Annotated in this window: 17 protein-coding genes and 1 pseudogene; 1 reads left to right on the plus strand and 17 read right to left on the minus strand. The window is 68.6% G+C overall.

Going from position 1 to position 15207, the window contains the following annotated elements:
- Positions 1-12: 12 nt before the first annotated feature.
- The 13 genes and pseudogenes from KLP42_RS01635 to KLP42_RS01695 form a co-directional block, all read right to left on the minus strand.
- A complete protein-coding gene (locus tag KLP42_RS01635) occupies positions 13-435 on the minus strand; it encodes an RT0821/Lpp0805 family surface protein (RefSeq protein ID WP_215564197.1) in 423 nt (140 codons plus the stop codon).
- 181 nt (positions 436-616) lie between these two features.
- Positions 617-2014, minus strand: a complete 1398-nt coding sequence (locus KLP42_RS01640) for an ATP-binding protein (RefSeq protein ID WP_215564199.1) — start codon at positions 2012-2014, stop codon at positions 617-619.
- A complete protein-coding gene (locus KLP42_RS01645) occupies positions 2004-2675 on the minus strand; it encodes a response regulator transcription factor (RefSeq protein ID WP_215564201.1) in 672 nt (223 codons plus the stop codon). The genes KLP42_RS01640 and KLP42_RS01645 overlap by 11 nt, the downstream gene beginning before the upstream one ends.
- Before the next feature lie 48 nt (positions 2676-2723).
- Positions 2724-2978, minus strand: a complete 255-nt coding sequence (locus KLP42_RS01650) for a hypothetical protein (protein ID WP_215564203.1) — start codon at positions 2976-2978, stop codon at positions 2724-2726.
- 127 nt (positions 2979-3105) lie between these two features.
- Positions 3106-3321 (minus strand): hypothetical protein, encoded by a 216-nt coding sequence (locus tag KLP42_RS01655; protein WP_252192687.1) that lies wholly within the window; start codon positions 3319-3321, stop codon positions 3106-3108.
- Complete coding sequence (locus tag KLP42_RS01660) at positions 3318-7130, minus strand: baseplate multidomain protein megatron (protein ID WP_215564205.1); 3813 nt, start codon at positions 7128-7130, stop codon at positions 3318-3320. The genes KLP42_RS01655 and KLP42_RS01660 overlap by 4 nt, the downstream gene beginning before the upstream one ends.
- Before the next feature lie 49 nt (positions 7131-7179).
- Complete coding sequence (locus KLP42_RS01665; RefSeq protein WP_215564207.1) at positions 7180-7620, minus strand: NlpC/P60 family protein; 441 nt, start codon at positions 7618-7620, stop codon at positions 7180-7182.
- Positions 7617-8492: a phage/gene transfer agent baseplate hub protein gene (locus KLP42_RS01670; RefSeq protein ID WP_215564209.1), complete on the minus strand. Its 876-nt coding sequence runs from the start codon at positions 8490-8492 to the stop codon at positions 7617-7619. Before KLP42_RS01670 ends, KLP42_RS01665 begins: the two co-directional genes overlap by 4 nt.
- Complete coding sequence (locus tag KLP42_RS01675; RefSeq protein ID WP_215564211.1) at positions 8489-9127, minus strand: DUF2460 domain-containing protein; 639 nt, start codon at positions 9125-9127, stop codon at positions 8489-8491. The genes KLP42_RS01670 and KLP42_RS01675 overlap by 4 nt, the downstream gene beginning before the upstream one ends.
- A gap of 13 nt (positions 9128-9140) precedes the next feature.
- Complete coding sequence (locus KLP42_RS01680; protein WP_215564213.1) at positions 9141-9698, minus strand: phage tail tape measure protein; 558 nt, start codon at positions 9696-9698, stop codon at positions 9141-9143.
- Positions 9699-9710: 12 nt separating this feature from the next.
- The gene (locus KLP42_RS01685; RefSeq protein ID WP_215564215.1) at positions 9711-9953 is read right to left on the minus strand and encodes a rcc01693 family protein; all 243 of its coding nucleotides are present in this window, start codon (positions 9951-9953) and stop codon (positions 9711-9713) included.
- 140 nt (positions 9954-10093) lie between these two features.
- A pseudogene (locus tag KLP42_RS01690) lies at positions 10094-10456 on the minus strand (gene transfer agent family protein); the annotation flags it as partial.
- On the minus strand, positions 10456-10863 hold the full coding sequence (locus KLP42_RS01695) for a phage major tail protein, TP901-1 family (protein WP_215564219.1): 408 nt from the start codon (positions 10861-10863) through the stop codon (positions 10456-10458). The gene KLP42_RS01695 and the pseudogene KLP42_RS01690, both read right to left, overlap by 1 nt.
- Positions 10864-11236: 373 nt before the next feature.
- On the opposite strand from KLP42_RS01695, the gene KLP42_RS01700 reads away from it, so the two are divergent.
- Positions 11237-12466 (plus strand): MFS transporter, encoded by a 1230-nt coding sequence (locus tag KLP42_RS01700; protein ID WP_215564221.1) that lies wholly within the window; start codon positions 11237-11239, stop codon positions 12464-12466.
- A gap of 6 nt (positions 12467-12472) precedes the next feature.
- On the opposite strand, the gene KLP42_RS01705 is transcribed toward KLP42_RS01700, so the two are convergent.
- The 4 genes from KLP42_RS01705 to KLP42_RS01720 form a co-directional block, all read right to left on the minus strand.
- Positions 12473-12871 (minus strand): DUF3168 domain-containing protein, encoded by a 399-nt coding sequence (locus KLP42_RS01705; RefSeq protein ID WP_215564223.1) that lies wholly within the window; start codon positions 12869-12871, stop codon positions 12473-12475.
- Complete coding sequence (locus tag KLP42_RS01710) at positions 12868-13203, minus strand: phage head closure protein (protein WP_215564225.1); 336 nt, start codon at positions 13201-13203, stop codon at positions 12868-12870. Before KLP42_RS01710 ends, KLP42_RS01705 begins: the two co-directional genes overlap by 4 nt.
- Positions 13203-13772, minus strand: coding sequence for a head-tail connector protein (locus tag KLP42_RS01715; protein WP_215564227.1), 570 nt, complete (start codon positions 13770-13772; stop codon positions 13203-13205). Before KLP42_RS01715 ends, KLP42_RS01710 begins: the two co-directional genes overlap by 1 nt.
- A gap of 178 nt (positions 13773-13950) precedes the next feature.
- A complete protein-coding gene (locus KLP42_RS01720; RefSeq protein WP_215564228.1) occupies positions 13951-15204 on the minus strand; it encodes a phage major capsid protein in 1254 nt (417 codons plus the stop codon).
- Positions 15205-15207 lie beyond the last annotated feature (3 nt).

The raw sequence follows: 15207 nt of genomic DNA on the forward strand, positions 1-15207 counted from the left end.
TGCTACGGGCCCTCAGGTCAGCGGCGTCCAGGAACCGTCCGCATTGCGACAGGCCGCGCCGCGCGCCTTCACCTGTCCGCTGTCGAGGTTCAGCGTGTGGGTGTACTGTCGGCAGTTCTGCGATCCCACCTGATAGGGCGCCGCGGCCACCACCTCACCGCTCACGTCGTGCCCCTTCCACGCCACCGGCTGGCCCACGGCCGCCTGTTCGAGCGCCCGGTATTCCGCCTCCAGCGCCCGCTGCCGGTCACCCTTGCCGATTTCGGCGGGCACGCGGCCGACAATGCCGCCCTGCAGCGCTGCAATGTAATCGACGCCCGGCTTGCGACTCGAAAACAGGCCGCCCGAACCGATCCCTCCGGAGGTCGCGCAGCCGGAGAGAACGCTCGCGGAAACCAGGGCGGACAGGACAAATCTGACAGGGCGCAACGGCATACTTCTCCAACCAATGTCTTCAACCATCATCCCGGACGCGGCAGGCGCAGCCAGCCTTGCCGCGTTCCGCACCAGATCTTTTAGCCTTTTCGTGGGCGAGGTCGAGGCCGAAGCCGTGGCTCGGCCCGAATTCACCCGGCCTCGGCAGAGATATGTTCCCGCCGGCCTCGGAAATCCAGTGTCACGCGGCCTCCCGCGTCAGGCCGGGCAGCTTCAGGCGCGCCCGAAGCCCGCCATGCGTGCCGCGCGAAAGCTCCAGTTCGCCCTGATATTCGCGGGTGATCTCGCCGACGATGGACAGGCCGAGCCCGGTGCCGGGCTTGCTTTCGTCCAGGCGGCGCCCACGCTTCAGCGCTTCCTTGATCTCGTCCGGCTCCAGTCCCGGCCCGTCATCCTCCACGATGATCTCCACCCAGTGGCGGCGTGCGGAATCGGGGCCTTCCGGCGCCTCCGTCTCCTGGGCCGAAAGCCAGACCGCGCCTGCCGCATGACGCGCGGCGTTTTCCAGAAGGTTGCCGACCGTCTCCTCGACATCCTGCTGTTCCATGGCGAGCGCGAGACCGGCCGGCGACACGGCAAGTTCGAAGCTGCGCTCCGGGTTCAGCCGCCGCATCACGCGCACCAGCCGCTCCAGCACCGGTTCCGCCTCGGTGCGCGCCAGCATCGATTCGCGCTGGGCGGCGATGCGGGCACGGTTGAGATAGGATTGCACCTGCCCCTGCATGGCTTCCACCTGCGTGCGCACCACTTCGCCCTGCGCCTTTTCCAGAAGCCGCGCCTCGTTCAGCAGCACCGCGATCGGCGTCTTCAGCGAATGGGCCAGATTTCCCACCTGCATGCGGGCCCGCTCGACGATGCGCCGGTTGCTGTCGATCAGCGCGTTCATCTCCACCGTCAGCGATTGCACCTCGCGCGGAAATTCGCCCTCCAGCCGCTCCACCTCGCCGCGCCGCACCTTTTCCAGGGCGCGGCGCGCCTCGTCGAGCGGCCTGAGGCCGAAGAGAATGGCAAGCCCGTTCACCACGAGGCTGAGCACCCCGAAGATCACCAGCGCGATGTAAAGGTTGCGGGTAAAGGCGTGAATATCCTCCTGCACCACGTTCAGGTTGCCGGACACGCGAAAGCGTGCCGCGCGCCCGTCGGCATCCAGAACCACCTCCGTCTCGGCCACCAGCACGTGGTTTCCATAGGCGTCGGTCGCCGGATAGAAGCGCTCGTAGCGGTTGTTGAAGGGAACGTTGAGGATCGAGGGCACCTGGATGTTCGAGGTGCCGAGCGAGGAGGAGGAAAGCGGTGTGGCGGCAAAGGTGCCGAGCGGCTCGACGATCCAGTACCAGCCGGTTTCCGGCTGCGAGAAGCGCAGGTCTCCGAGCTGCGGATTGCCGGCCAGGCTGTTGTCCTCGCCGATGGTGATCGAGTTGATCACGTTGTAGAGCTGGGCGCGCAAGAGGTCGGTGAAGGCGCGCTCGGCCGATTTGGCATAGAGCGCCGAGATCACCAGGGCAATCGCCACCAGGGCGAGCGCCGACCACGCCGTCGCAAGAGCCAGGACGCGGGCGGTGACCGACCTAACGTACATCGGAAGGAGCTTGCATGCGGTAGCCGAGGCCGCGCACCGTCTCGATCAGGTCCACCCCGATCTTCTTGCGCAGGCGCCCGACGAACACCTCGATGGTGTTGGAATCGCGATCGAAGTCCTGGTCGTACATGTGTTCGATGAGTTCTGTGCGCGACACCACCTGCCCCATGTGGTGCATGAGATAGGAGAGAAGGCGGAACTCGTGCGAGGTGAGTTTCAGCGCCGTGCCGTTGACGGTCGCCTTGGAGGCCTTGGTGTCGAGCTTCACCGGGCCGCAGACGATTTCCGAGGAGGGATGGCCGGCGGCGCGGCGGATCAGCGCCCTGACACGCGCCAGAACCTCTTCCACATGGAAGGGCTTGGCGACGTAATCGTCGGCGCCCGCATCGATGCCCGCCACCTTGTCGCTCCAGCGGTCGCGGGCCGTCAGCATCAGGACCGGCATGCCCTTGCCTGCCGCGCGCCATTTCTCCACCACGGTGATGCCGTCCATTTCCGGCAGGCCGATATCGAGAATCACCGCGTCATAGGGTTCGGTCTCGCCGAGATAATGCCCTTCCTCGCCATCGAAGGCCTGGTCCACCACATAGCCCGCCTCCTTCAGCGCGTCGGCCAGCTGGCGGTTGAGGTTTTCATCGTCTTCGACCACGAGAATGCGCATGGTGACCCTTCGGAATGGCGTGCTGCAGAATGCGTCGGAAGGCTTCTACTACATCGGCACCCGGACCGTCACCTTGCGCGGCCGCTCGCCGCTGCCCTGCACCAGCACGGTAACGACGCAGCTGCGCCCGTCGCTGGAAGGCTGGGCCGAGAGCAGTTGTCCGCCCGTGTCGCGCACCACCTTGGTCGCCGCATCGCCGCAATCACCTGCCACCAGAACGAGATAATCGCGCGCAGTCGCTTGCCCGGCAAGAAGGGTAAAGAGCGCCGCGGCCATCGTCGCGATCATTCTGTTTGCTGCCATGACTACAACTTCCACTCACAGTGACGCACGGGTTCCAGAGCGAACCACTGGGGGAATTATTTAGCAAAGGCGGCTGAATGGCAAATGAATGCGCCGTTCAGCCGCCATTCCATGCCACGGCTGGGGATTAATTCGAGGTAATGCTGGTCTTGGCCGCCAGGCGGCCGTAGACGGAGAGAACGCCGCCGACGGCGCCCGCCAGGGTGGTTGCCGCCTCCGCGAGATCCCCCTCGGCCAGAGGCGAGCCCTGCTGGCCGGTGGCCTGCAGCAGCGCGGCGAGGAGGGCGATCACGCCTCCCCAGATGGTCTTGGACAGGTACCAGGGCTTCGCATTATCCATCATGCATCTCCTTGTCGGTTGAGAACGATATCCGTGATGAGAGGAATGCCGAGCGGCACGGCCCGCCCCAGTTGACGCAGCCGCAGGCGAAAGCCCGCCTGTTCGGCGCCAAAGTCGTCAAGCTCGCTTGCAAGGGGATAGAGGGCGAGCGGCGCGCTCACCTCGATCAGCCGCCGCACCGTCTCGCCGGCGAGGATCTCCAGCCGGTAACGCTCTTCCGGCTCGTCGAGCGCGATGTCGGAGGCCTCCCAGTCATCGGCATCGATGCGCCCCCGCCGCACCCAGCGGAAGGTGACGCCGTCGCCGCCGCGCACCGCGCGGAGATGCCCCGGCGAAAGCGGCGTCTCGGCCCTCGTGCCGCCGGCAAAGGCGAAGGGCCCCGCCTGTCCGCCACCGCTGCCCAGCGCCTCGGCCAGCCAGTTCAGCACCATGCCGCGCTCGGAGGCGGCAAGCCCCAGCGGCGGCACCGCGCCGTTCAGCACCACCGCCGGCGCGCCGGCTGCGGCACCTGCGGCCATGGCATCCTCCGTGCCGGCCAGGCCGCGCAGCAAGCGGCCAAGCCGCCAGTGGCCGGGCGCGGTCTCCTCGGCCTGCGCAAACCCCAGCACCTCCCAGGCGCCGCTGGCGCAAAGCACCGCCAGCCGGTTTTCGCCGTTCAGCACTGCCGTCTCCCCCGCCGAGGCAAGGCCATCGAAGGCAAGGTCAAGCTCCAGCACGCCGTGCCGGTCGAAGCGCCCGGAAAAGCCGGGCGAAAGCGCGGCCGTCAGCACGCCGGTCTGGGCCGGCCGGTCAAGCGTCACCCGGCTGCGATAGCCTTCCGTGGTCGCCGAGGAGGAGATCAGCACCCGCCGCCAGGGTTTGGCATAGAGCGCGATACGGGCAAAGCTCTCCGCCTCGCCCGCCTCGAAACGCGGCAGGTCGAGGAAATGCAGCACGGGGGCGAAGGCGGCGGAGGCGGCGTTTCCGTTCGCGCGCGCCGCCGTCGTTGCAGCCGTGGTCAGAAGTGCCGCCGGCTCGTGACGGCGCGCCTCGATGCGACGCACCGTCCCCTCCTCGATGCGCGTCACCAGATAGATGCCGTCCGGTCCGTCGGCGATACGGATGGCATCGCCCGGCACCGGCGCGATCTCGGCGGGCGAAAGCGGCAGGCTCAGCATGCGCCGTGACAGGTGGTTGTCGCGCAGCAGGTGCTCGGCTGCTGCCTGCGCCGTTTCCTCGGCAAGTGCCGCCACCAGGTCGGCGCTCAGGATGCGGCTGCCGGCGCCGGGAATGCGGCGGGAGCGGACGCTTGCCTGCTCGTAGTCGAGGGCCGGATTGACAAAGCCCAGCACCACCTCGGCGGCAAAATCGCTGTCATGGCCGCGCGTCTCGCTCCAGGCCGCCTCCTCGTCACGCTCGGCCAGCACCGCGATCACCTGCGGCGGCAGGCTGACGCGGCTGCGGGAGCGCAAGCGCAGGCCGGATGGCTCCTCCAGCACGTCGAGAAGGAAGGTTTCCGCAAGCGGCTCGATCAGCGCCCGCGCCGAACTCGTCTCCCCCTGCACATAGCCGGTCAGGTCGCCGCTCACCTGCGACACGTCGAAGCCGGAAAAGCCGTGATCGCGCAGAATGGCGGCAATCGCATCGGCAAGCGTCGTGGCGCCCAGCCGGCCGTTCAGCCAGTGGCCGGTCGTCCAGTTGGCGCCATCGCTCCAGGCATCGGTATCATTGGGAAAGGCGGGATAGGGCCGTGCATCCCAGCACCAGAGGAAGATGTGGTCAGGATCCACCATGCCCGCCGGCGCGCCGTGCCCCTGCCACCAGCCGTGATGCGCCTCGAGCGCGCGTCGCTGCATGCTGTCGGAACGTGCGCCGCTGGAAAAATGCGGGCGACCGCTTTCGGTGGATTTGGCATCGAGGAACAGGTTCGGCTGGTTCGCCGCCTTGTCGATGGCCGAGCAGCCGAGTTCGGTGAACCAGATCGGCTTCGAACCGGGCAGCCAGGCCGTCGGCACCGTACGCTCCGCGCCGCCCACCCGCTCGTAATGGCGATTGCTCCACCAGCCGGCAAGATCCTTGAAGCGGAAGATCCAGGGCTTGCCCGCCAGACCGTCGGTGATCGGCGTGCGCCGGCGCGCCTTGCGGGCCGCGTCATCGGCATAGAACCAGTCGAAGCCCTCGCCGCCGGCAATGCCCGCGACAAGCGCCGCCGGATCGTCGCAAAGGCGCGCCCCGTCCGGATTGGCCGCACCGAGATCGTCGTCGCGCCAGTCGGAGAGCGGCATGTAGTTGTCGATGCCGACCGCATCGATGCCGGCGGATGCCCACAGCGCGTCGAGCGGGAAATAGACATCGCCCGACCCGTCCTGAGGCTGGTAGCCGAAATACTCGCTCCAGTCGGCGGCATAGGTCAGCTTGGTCGCAGCCCCCAGTCGGGTGCGCACGTCGCCCGCCAGTTGCACCAGCTGTTCGACCCCCGGAAAGCGTCCCGCCTCGCCGCGCACCCGCGTCAGCCCCACCAGTTCGGAGGCGAGGATCATGCCGTCGACGCCCCCCGCCTGAAGCGCGAGGTCGGCATAATGCAGCACCATGCGCCGCAGCCCGTCCGTCCGGTTGAAGAAGGCTTCCACCTGCGTGCGGGCCGTGACCGTCCCGTCCGGCGAGCCCGCACGCTCCGGCGCCGGATGGCAGGTGATGCGGCCGCGCCAGGGATGGGCGGCCTGCTCCGCGCCGCCATAGGGGTCCGGCAGGCCGTTTCCGGCCGCAATGTCCATCATCACGAAGGGGTAGAGATAGACCTTCAGGCCGCGCGCCTTGAGATCGGCGATCGCCTGCAGCACGCTGAGATCGGCAGGCGTGCCGCCATAGGCCGGCGCGCCATCGCTCTGGCTGACGAGATGGGCCGCGTCGCGGCCCAGGCCGGCCACCTGCCAGTCCATCGAAAGTCCCGACCGCGCCGCCACCTCCACGCCCGGCAGGATGCGGCAGTCGCCGGCCCTCAGATCGGTGCCGAACCAGCTGACCACCAGCGCCACGCTTTGCAGGTTCGGGCACACCGCCTGCAATTCGTCGAGCGAGGCCTGCCAGTCGGTTGCGGCCTGCAGCGTGTGGCGGTTCAGCAGACGGGCGGTGCCGGTGCCGTCCTGCTCGCTCACCGGCACGGTGGCATAGCCGAATTCGGTGGCGCCCGGAATGATGGTAACCGCCCGCACCTGGCTCTCCAGCTGCCCGACCGGGCGCAGCACCTCGAACTGCAGCAGCGGAATGCGATTGCCGAAACTGTCGATCGGCAGCCGCTCGAACACCACATAGGCAAGGCCGCGATAGGCGGGAGCGTTGCCCGCCCCCTGTTTCGCCTCGATCAGCGGGTCCGGCAGCTGGTCCTCGCTGCCCCGGTAAAGGCGCATCTCGAGGGTCGTCAGGTCCAGTTCCCGCCCGTCCGCCCAGACGCGCCGCACATGCGCGATCTCGCCCTCGCACAGCCCGACGGCAAGATTGGCATAATAGCTGAAGTTTTCCACGCGGGTGCTGCCGCCGCTCGCCTTGCCGCCCTGGCGCTCCACGGTCACCTCCTCCTCGAAGCGCGTCGCCCAGATCAGCGTGCCGGCAATGCGCGCCGTGCCATAGACACGGGCAATCGGCGCGCCTTCATCGGCACCGGGCACGCGGGCGGTCGAAAGCCTTGTGCCGGTCACCGTGCTGGTACCCGCGATCAGCGCCTTGTCGAGCGCCGCGCCGGCAAGCCCGCCGGCCGCCCGCCCCAGCATCGCGCCGACAGGCCCGAGCACCGAACCGAGGGCTGCCCCGGCCGCCTGGAAAAGAAGTGTCGCCATGGAGGGAAAGCCTCGTTCAGGATGCCATCAGGAGGATGGCAGGAAAGCCTCAGGGAAAGCGATGAACGGCGACGATGCGCCGCCGCCAGGCCGGCACCAGGGCCGAGCGCGTCACGGCCTGCTGTTCATAGGCATGGATGAAATGGCCGGCATCGCACAGAACACCGGCATGCTTGGCGGCACAGCCGGCCCGCCAGCGAAACAGCAGCACATCGCCGGGTGCGGCGTCAGCCAGCGGCAGCGGCGGCCCGAACAGACGAAGCCCGGCATCCAGCAGCCGCTCCTCGCCGGAACGTTCCGCCCAGTCCGGTGCATAGGGCGGAACGGCTTCCGGCTCGGCCCCGTAAAGCTCCCGCCAGATGCCACGGATCAGGCCGATGCAGTCGCAGCCCACGCCGCGCGTCGCGCCCTGATGGCGATAGGGCGTGCCGATGAAGCCTGCGGCAATCGAAAGGACCGCAGCGCCCCGGCAGTCAGCGATGGCGCTCATGAAAACAGCGCGCCGCCGTCATGCAGGCGCTCCCCGTCGACGTAGGAATAGGCAAAATCGCTGCCCGGCACATGCGGAAAACCGCGGAAGTTCAGGTGATTGCCGAAGCGGGCCCTGCAGGTGGAAAAACTCTTGTCGCAACCGGCGGTCAGCACGAACCCCTCGTCCGCCGCAAGCGCCCGCTCCAGCGGCAGCCAGAGCGTGAGAGAGGCCGTGCCGTCGGCCTCGCGCACATGCCCATCCACCTGAGCCGTCTCGCCGCCGGAAAGCGCCAGCATGCCCCGGTCGAAGAAGCCGGTTGCAAAGGCGGAAAGCCCCGCCACCAGCAGACGGCTGCGGCTTTCCATGGCCAGCACCGTACCGGCAGCACGAAAGGCGGAGAGGTCCACCCGGCAGCGGGCGTCGCCCAGGCTGGCATCGCAGCGGCGGTTGTAAAGCCGGCCCTGCGGCTGGTCCAGCCGGTGCGCAAGGCTGCGCAGCTCGGCGGTGAAGCGGCCGCCGGCCCGCGTCACCTCGCCGATCTCGCGCACCGAAAGCCGCAGATGCTGGCTGGGATCGGCCCAGTTGACCAGATAGAGTTCCACCACCGCGCCGTCGAAGCGGCCGGCGGCCAGATCGGCCTCCGCAATGGCATCGTTCGAAAAGCCGCCCGCCACTTCGGCGGCGCTGGCCGCCATCCCCTCGCCCAGTTCCGCCTCGCTCGCCGCAAAGCCGCTCGCGGCGCGAAAGAGCGTGCCGTCGAAGGCAAGGTCGCGGTCATGGTCGGTGAAGCCCAGCACCACGCCGTCCTTGCGGCTCACCCGCCAGGCCTGGCAGGTCGTGGTGGCATCGCCGGAAAGATGCGCGGCAAGCGCATCGGGGATCGTCCTCATGGCAGGATCTCCGTCATCGGAATGGCCGGAATGCTGCCGGCATTGAAGGTCGAGAGGTTCACTTCGATGCGGTCGGTGGCAAAGCGCACCGGCACGTCGAATTCGAAGCCGGCCCGCACCGCCGCCCCCGGTGCCGGCACATGGCCGGAGGCGAAGGTGACGATTCCGGTCGTGACGTCGCAGGCGAAGGCGGAGGCAGGCTTCACCACGCCGGCCACCGACACCGTCACCGTGCCGGCCACCGGCTTGGCGATCGGCCGCTGATGGCTGCCGGCCGCATCCGCATAGGTCTTGCAGAGCGCAAATTCGGCGGTAGCGCCATCGCCGGTGCCGATCAGCTGGTCGCTGGCGGCAGGCACCTGCAGCGGCCCGCAGGATTTCCAGTCCACCGGATCGCGGAAGCGGAAGCCGTAAAGCTCGCCCAGACGCGCCTCGAAGAAGGCCTGCACCTCGTAGAGATCGGCGATCGACTTGATGCCCGATCCCGCATCATAGGCCCGTCTGGCATGGCGCCAGCGGGCATTGCGCTGCTCGCGCCCGTTCGACAGGTTGACGATGTCGGTGCGTCGCACAGGCCCGCCCGTGACCCCATGCGCCAGCCGCAGCGGAAAGCGCACCTCGTGAAAACCGCTCATCTGGATTTGCCCCTCACAGCCCGCGCCGGCCGCGCGCCACGCTGCGCGCCAGCATGGCGGAGACCTGCCCCTCGCTCTTGCGGAAGCTCGCCGCATCGGTCGCCGTCACGTTGAAGACGATCTGCGTGCCCCCGCCGCCACCGCCGGCCGCCACGCCCAGCGAACCATCCGCGCCGCGCTTCAGCGGCAGGATGGCCTCCGCGCCCGCTTCCCCCATCAGGCCGAGATCGCCACCCATCGGAAAATAGGTCGGCGCGCGCACCACCCCGCCGTCGGCAAAGGCGGTCACGGAGGTCGAGCTGCCCATCAGGCTGCCGCCAAGACCGGACACAAGGCTGGACAGGGTGCTTTCCAGCGGCTTCAGCGCCGAGGACAGCGCCAGATCGGTCAGCCGGTTGCCGAGCCCCTTCAGCACATCCTCCAGGCTCCGGCCGCTCACCGTGGCCGATCTCAGCGCGCCGGTCAGTGCCGCCCCGAACCGCTCGGATCGACTTTCCAGATCGCTCATCGCCTCGCCGAGCGCGCGCGTCGCCGCAAGCCTGTCGTCCAGCGTCTCATTATCGGTGTCCATCCGTCATCTCCCTCAATTAGTGCCGCCGTCCGCGCCGGAAGGCCGGTCCGGGAAGGCGCGCATCAATGCCGAAAGCCCCTCGCGCTTCAGTCCGCCCGGCCGCTCGGCCAGACCGCCGGCCATCGCGAAAAACTCGCGCGGTGTCAGCTGCCAGAAGTGATCGGGAGGAAGCCGCAGCAGGCAGAGCCCGGCATGCATCACTGCCTGCCAGGGAAAGCGCGGAACGGGGGCATCCCCGCCTGCTGCGGCCCTCAAGGGTTTGGCTCAGGCCCCGCCCCGCCCGCTGTCCGGTCATCGCCGCCGGCGCGTCCCTCGCCGAAGCTTTCCACCGCAACGCCTTCATGCCGGGCGCCGTCCGGTTCTGCGCCGTCCTGCTTGGTGCGGCCGGTACCGGCGGGCCTCGCCGCCGCCTCCCCCTCGCAGCCGAAGGCCGCTTCCAGCAGGGCTGCGGCAATCGCGGCAAAGGCCGCCACGCCGCCCTCTATGCTCATCTCGGCCACCTCCTCGTCGGAAAAGGTGTTGCCGCCGCCGCGCAGGCCGGCCCCCAGGATGCGCACCAGGTCGGTCGCGCTCAGCCGGCCGCGGCCAAAACGGGCGGCAAGCGCTGCCAGGTCGTCGGCGGCAAAGGCCGTCTCCAGCTCCGCCAGCGCGCCGAGTGTCAGGCAGAGAATGCGCCGCTCGCCGTCGATCAGCGCCTCGATCTCGCCGCGCCGCCGGTTGGCGCGATGGCCGGCCGCCGTCTGTCCGAACCGCGCCATCACAGGGCTCCGAAACTCAGGCTGCCGGCCGATTCCAGCGCCAGCTCGAAGCGGATCTCGCCATCGTGCTCGCCGGAATATTCAAGCGCGGTGATCTGGAAGGGACCGCTGATCGTGCCGAAGCCCGGCACCAGCACCTGCCACGCAAGGATCGAGCCGGCAAAGAAGGTGCTGCGCACCAGAAGGTCGGAGGCCTGATCCTTGAAGATCCCGGCGCCGGAAATGGCGGCGCGCTGCACGCCCGCTCCGGCCAGAAGCTCGCGCCAGCGTCCGGCGCTGCCGGCATCCGTCACGTCCACCGTCTCGGCATTGAAGGCCAGCCGGCGCGAGCGCAGGCCCGCCACCGTCAGCCAGCTGCCGCCATCATCCACCTTCAGCAGAAGGTCCTTGCCCTTTTGCGCCACCATGCGCCGTCTCCTTCGTCCGCGTTGAAATTTCTGTGACCGCACCGAACCGCGCCCGTCACTGCGGCCCGTCCGGCCCGGCAGCCGCTGCAAAGCCGATGCCGGGCACCGCAGCCTCTCCCCCTCGCACCGGCCGGCGGCCTCGGCGCAGCCCGCCTGGCCGTCGCCACACGCTGCCCGGCCACAAAGGCCGCGACAGGTGGCAATCTCCTGCGCGCCTGCCGATTGGTGCGCATGGCAGCTTGCGGCGGCGCGCCGGTTTGCTAGAACAGGCAGGCCGTCTTGCCCGCATCTTCGCATCCTTGCCGATTCCTGCCCCATCCTTGCCCGGCGCCTTTCCCTCTCGCCGTCACGGCATTCCGCTTCCGGAGCCCGCATGTCTGCCTTTCTCACCCGCACCCGGCTGATCGCCGTCCTGTCGCTCACGCAGATCATCGGCTGGGGCAGCGGCTTCGACATGGTGGCCGTTATCGGCCCGCGCATGGGGGCGGAGATCGGCCTGTCGAATGCGGTCATCTTCGGCGGCATCACCGTCATGATGGTGGTGAGCGGCCTTGCCGGCCCTTCGGTCGGGCGCATGCTGGCCCGCCACGGGGCGGCCCGGGTTCTCGCCATGGGCTCGGCCTGGCTGGGGGTCGGTCTGCTGCTGCTCAGCGCCTGCCATCATCTCCTCGCCTATGCCGCCACCTGGGTGGTGATCGGCTGGGGCGGCGCGCAGGCGCTGTCGACGCCCGCCTTTGCAGCGATCGTCGAGCGGGAGGGGGCGGCCGGCAAGCGCGTCATAGGGCTCACCATGATCTTCACCGGCCTGTCGGCGACGGTGTTCTGGCCGATCAACACCTGGCTGGCGGATGGCATCGGCTGGCGCAACACCCTGCTGGTGCTGGCCGCCCTGCAGTTCTTCGTCTGCCTGCCGCTGCATCTCTTCGCCCTGCCGAAGACCAGATCGAAAGCCGACGGGAGTTCGCAGCCCGAACCGGCGCCCCTCACGCTGTCGGAGGCCGAAAAACGCATCGCCTTCCTGCTGGTGGCGGCCAGCACCACCATCGCGGCCTTCGTCTCCTTCGGCTTTTCGCCGACACTGCTGGAACTCCTGCAGAAATCCGGTGCCTCGCCGGCGCTTGCCCTGCAGCTCGGGGCGGCACGCGGCGTCATCGCCATTTCCGCCCGCGCAGTGGATTTCGCCTTCGGCCGTCGCGGCAGTCCGCTTCTGACGGCACTCACCGGCACGCTCTGCATGCTGGCAAGCTTCCTTTTGCTGGCGCTGCTGCCCGGCACATCGCCGGTGCTGATCGGTTTCGTGGTGCTCTACAGCCTCGGCGCCGGCATCATGGCGGTGGCGCGCGCCGTGCTACCGCTCGCCGTCTTCTCGCCGCAGGAATACGGCCTGCAGTCGGCGCGCATCTCGCTGCCGCAGAACATGGCGATCGCCGTCGGCCCGCTCGCCTTTGCCGCGCTGATGGATGCCGGCGGCACGCTGCCGGCCCTTCTCGTCGCAAGCCTTCTGGTGGGCCTCTCCATCCTGCTGCTGCTGCGGCTCGGACAGCTGATCCGCAGCCGCAGGCGCGAGGTTCCGCCCGGCCTGCCGCCGGGCGCCATGGCCTGACCTTTCTCACTCCGTCACCGCCCGGAACGACAGTTCGACGACGAAGAGCTTCGTCTTCGGCTCGCGCCGGCTGCGCGTATTGCGCAGGAGCAGGCTGACCAGCACCGCGCCGGAAAGCGCAAGCGGCGCATCATGCAACAGCACCCGCAGCCGCTCGGCCACCGTCTCGGCCGCCTTGCGTCCCTCTCCTTCGGCCCAGACCTCGAGCGTCAGAAAATGCTCGGCCCCTGCCTCGGTCGCCGTGGAATAGTCGCGCGTCTCCACGCTGCCCGGCACCACGCAGGGAAGCCGCGGGCGAGGCAGCAGCCGGTCGCGAAACCCGTCCGGCCCGATCAACCCGGAGAGCACCGCGTCGCCGGCAAGCCGGGCGCGGATCGCCGCCAGCAGCGCATTCACCGCACTCATGACGCCTCCTCCTCGCAGTCGCAGACCAGATAACGTCCGCTTTCGTCCGGATCGCGCACCGCCTGGATCGCAAAGATCCGCGTGCCCTGGCGCAGCCGCTGGCCGGCAGCAATCCCGGTCTGCCACGGGATCCAGATGCGATGCGTCAGCACCACCCGTGTCGCGCCGGCCACCTCGGACGTGGCATGCGACACCGGCTCGATGCGCGCCCACACAGCGCCGGCTGAGTTCCAGGAGAGGCTTGCGCCGCCCTGCCCATCTGCCACCTCAACCGGCACCTCGCGCGTCAGCCGCGCCGTCCGCTGGCCGGGATCGAGAAGCGCCGCGCCCATCACAGCCTCCGCATCCGGTAGGGGGCGATCAGCCGCTCATAGCCCGCCGGCACGCCGGCCGGCTGGTCTTCCAGCGAAACCACGCCGCGAAAGGCATGCATATGCGCCACATGCAGCAGGATGGCGCGGGTGAGTGAAGCGGGCACATCCGCCCCCGCTTCGCCGAAGCCTGCAGTAAAATCGATCTCGATGCCGTTGATCGCCCGGCCCGGCAGCGGCCGGTTTTCAAGCCAGAGCCGTGCCGGCTGACGACCGGCATCCAGCACATGGCCGGTGAGCGGCACCGGCATCGCCTGCCCCAGCCCGTCATAGACCGAAACATCCTCGATCGTGCGCACCGGCCCGCGGGCAAGCGCCACAAGGCCATCCGCCGGCCAGTCGTCGAGGCACAGCCGCCATGCCTGCACCATCAGGCAAAGCCCTGTCTCGCGCTCCAGATGCGCCCGCGCCACCCGGATCAGCCCGGCAAGCAGCGCATCTTCCTCCGCATGGTCAAGACGCAGATGCGCCTTCACCTCGGCCAGTGTCACCGGCTCCGCAAGCGGCGGCTCGGTCAGGATATAGGTCATGGAAAAATCCTCGTGGATGGGATGTGGTGGCAGCGCACAGGCTGGGCCGCCACGCTCGTCTGCGTCCGAAACATCGTGGCTCGATCGGCACCAGGGCAGGCACGAGCCGGCTCTGCCTCGGACCTCGTACTGCCCAGAGAAGGCAGGCCACACCTGCCTCCCCCGCGGGCAACCCGCCTCAGCTTGCGGCGAACTTGATCAGCTTGATCGCCTCGAAGTTCTGCACGCCGCCGCCCACGCGCTTGGTGGTGTAGAACAGCACATACGGCTTGGCGGAATAGGGGTCGCGCAGGATGCGCACGCCGGCGCGGTCGACGACGAGATAGCCGGCGCGGAAATCGCCGATGGCAATCGACAGCGCATTGGCGGCGATGTCGGGCATTTCCTCGGCCTCCGCCAGCGGATAGCCCATCAGGGTCGCCGGCTGGGCGGCGGTCGCCGGGGGGCGCCACAGATAGTTGCCGTCGGCATCCTTGAACTTGCGGATTTCCCCTTGCGTCTTGCGGTTCATCATGAAGGTGGCGTTCTGCCGGTGGCCGGCGCGCAGCGAATAGACGGCATTCACCAGCACGTCGGACGGGCTCGAGGTGGCAAAGGCGCCGGCGGCACCGGTGGCGATATAGCCGAGATTGCCCCAGCTCCAGCTGGCATCGGCCACCGTCGTATAGGCGAGAAAGCCCTTCGGCTTGTTGGTGCCGTCGCCGCGCACGAAGGCATCGCCCTCCTGCTCGGCAAACACGATGTCCACCTCGCCGGCGATCCAGTCCTCGATATTGACGGCCGCATCGTCGAGCAGCGCCTGGGTGGCGGCCGGCATGGCGTAGAGTTCCATGGTCGGGAAGGAGAGTTCGGCCAGAGACGGCGTGTTGGTTTGCGGCCGGCTTGCCGTCTCCGCCACCCAGCCGGTGGAAAGCCCGGCCGTGGCAAACGGCTTCTTCAGCACCGAGGCGGAGACGGTGCGCACGGTGGACAGCGCCCGCATCGGCGAGACGACGGAGATGCGCCGGCCGATTTCGCTGTCGGTCTCGGCCGGCACCAGATAGCCGCCATCGGTGGCGGTGCCGACGGAAAAGGCCTTGGCCTGCAGTTCACGCAGGCCGGCCTCCTCGCCGCGGCGCACATAGGCGTCGAAGGCCGCCTTGTGCTCGGCCGCCTCCGGGCCGGCCTCGCCGCCGGCGCCAAGGGCAGGCCTCGCCTTCTTCAGCACCAGCTGGTCCAGCATCTTCTTCTGGTCGTCCATGGCGCGGTTGATGCGGTCCATCTTGTCGCGCGTCACCACGTCCGAGGAGAGCTTCTGCTCGATTTCGCCAAGCCTTCGGTCGTTCACCTCCTTGAAGGCCTCGAAGGCCTGCATGAAATCCTCGAAGGCGGCCGTCACCGTCTCCGGTACCGCCTTCACCTCCGGCGCATGAGCCCGTGCTGTGTCCGTCATGTT

The organism is Rhizobium sp. CSW-27 (assembly GCF_018760785.1).
GTDB lineage: Bacteria > Pseudomonadota > Alphaproteobacteria > Rhizobiales > Rhizobiaceae > Neorhizobium.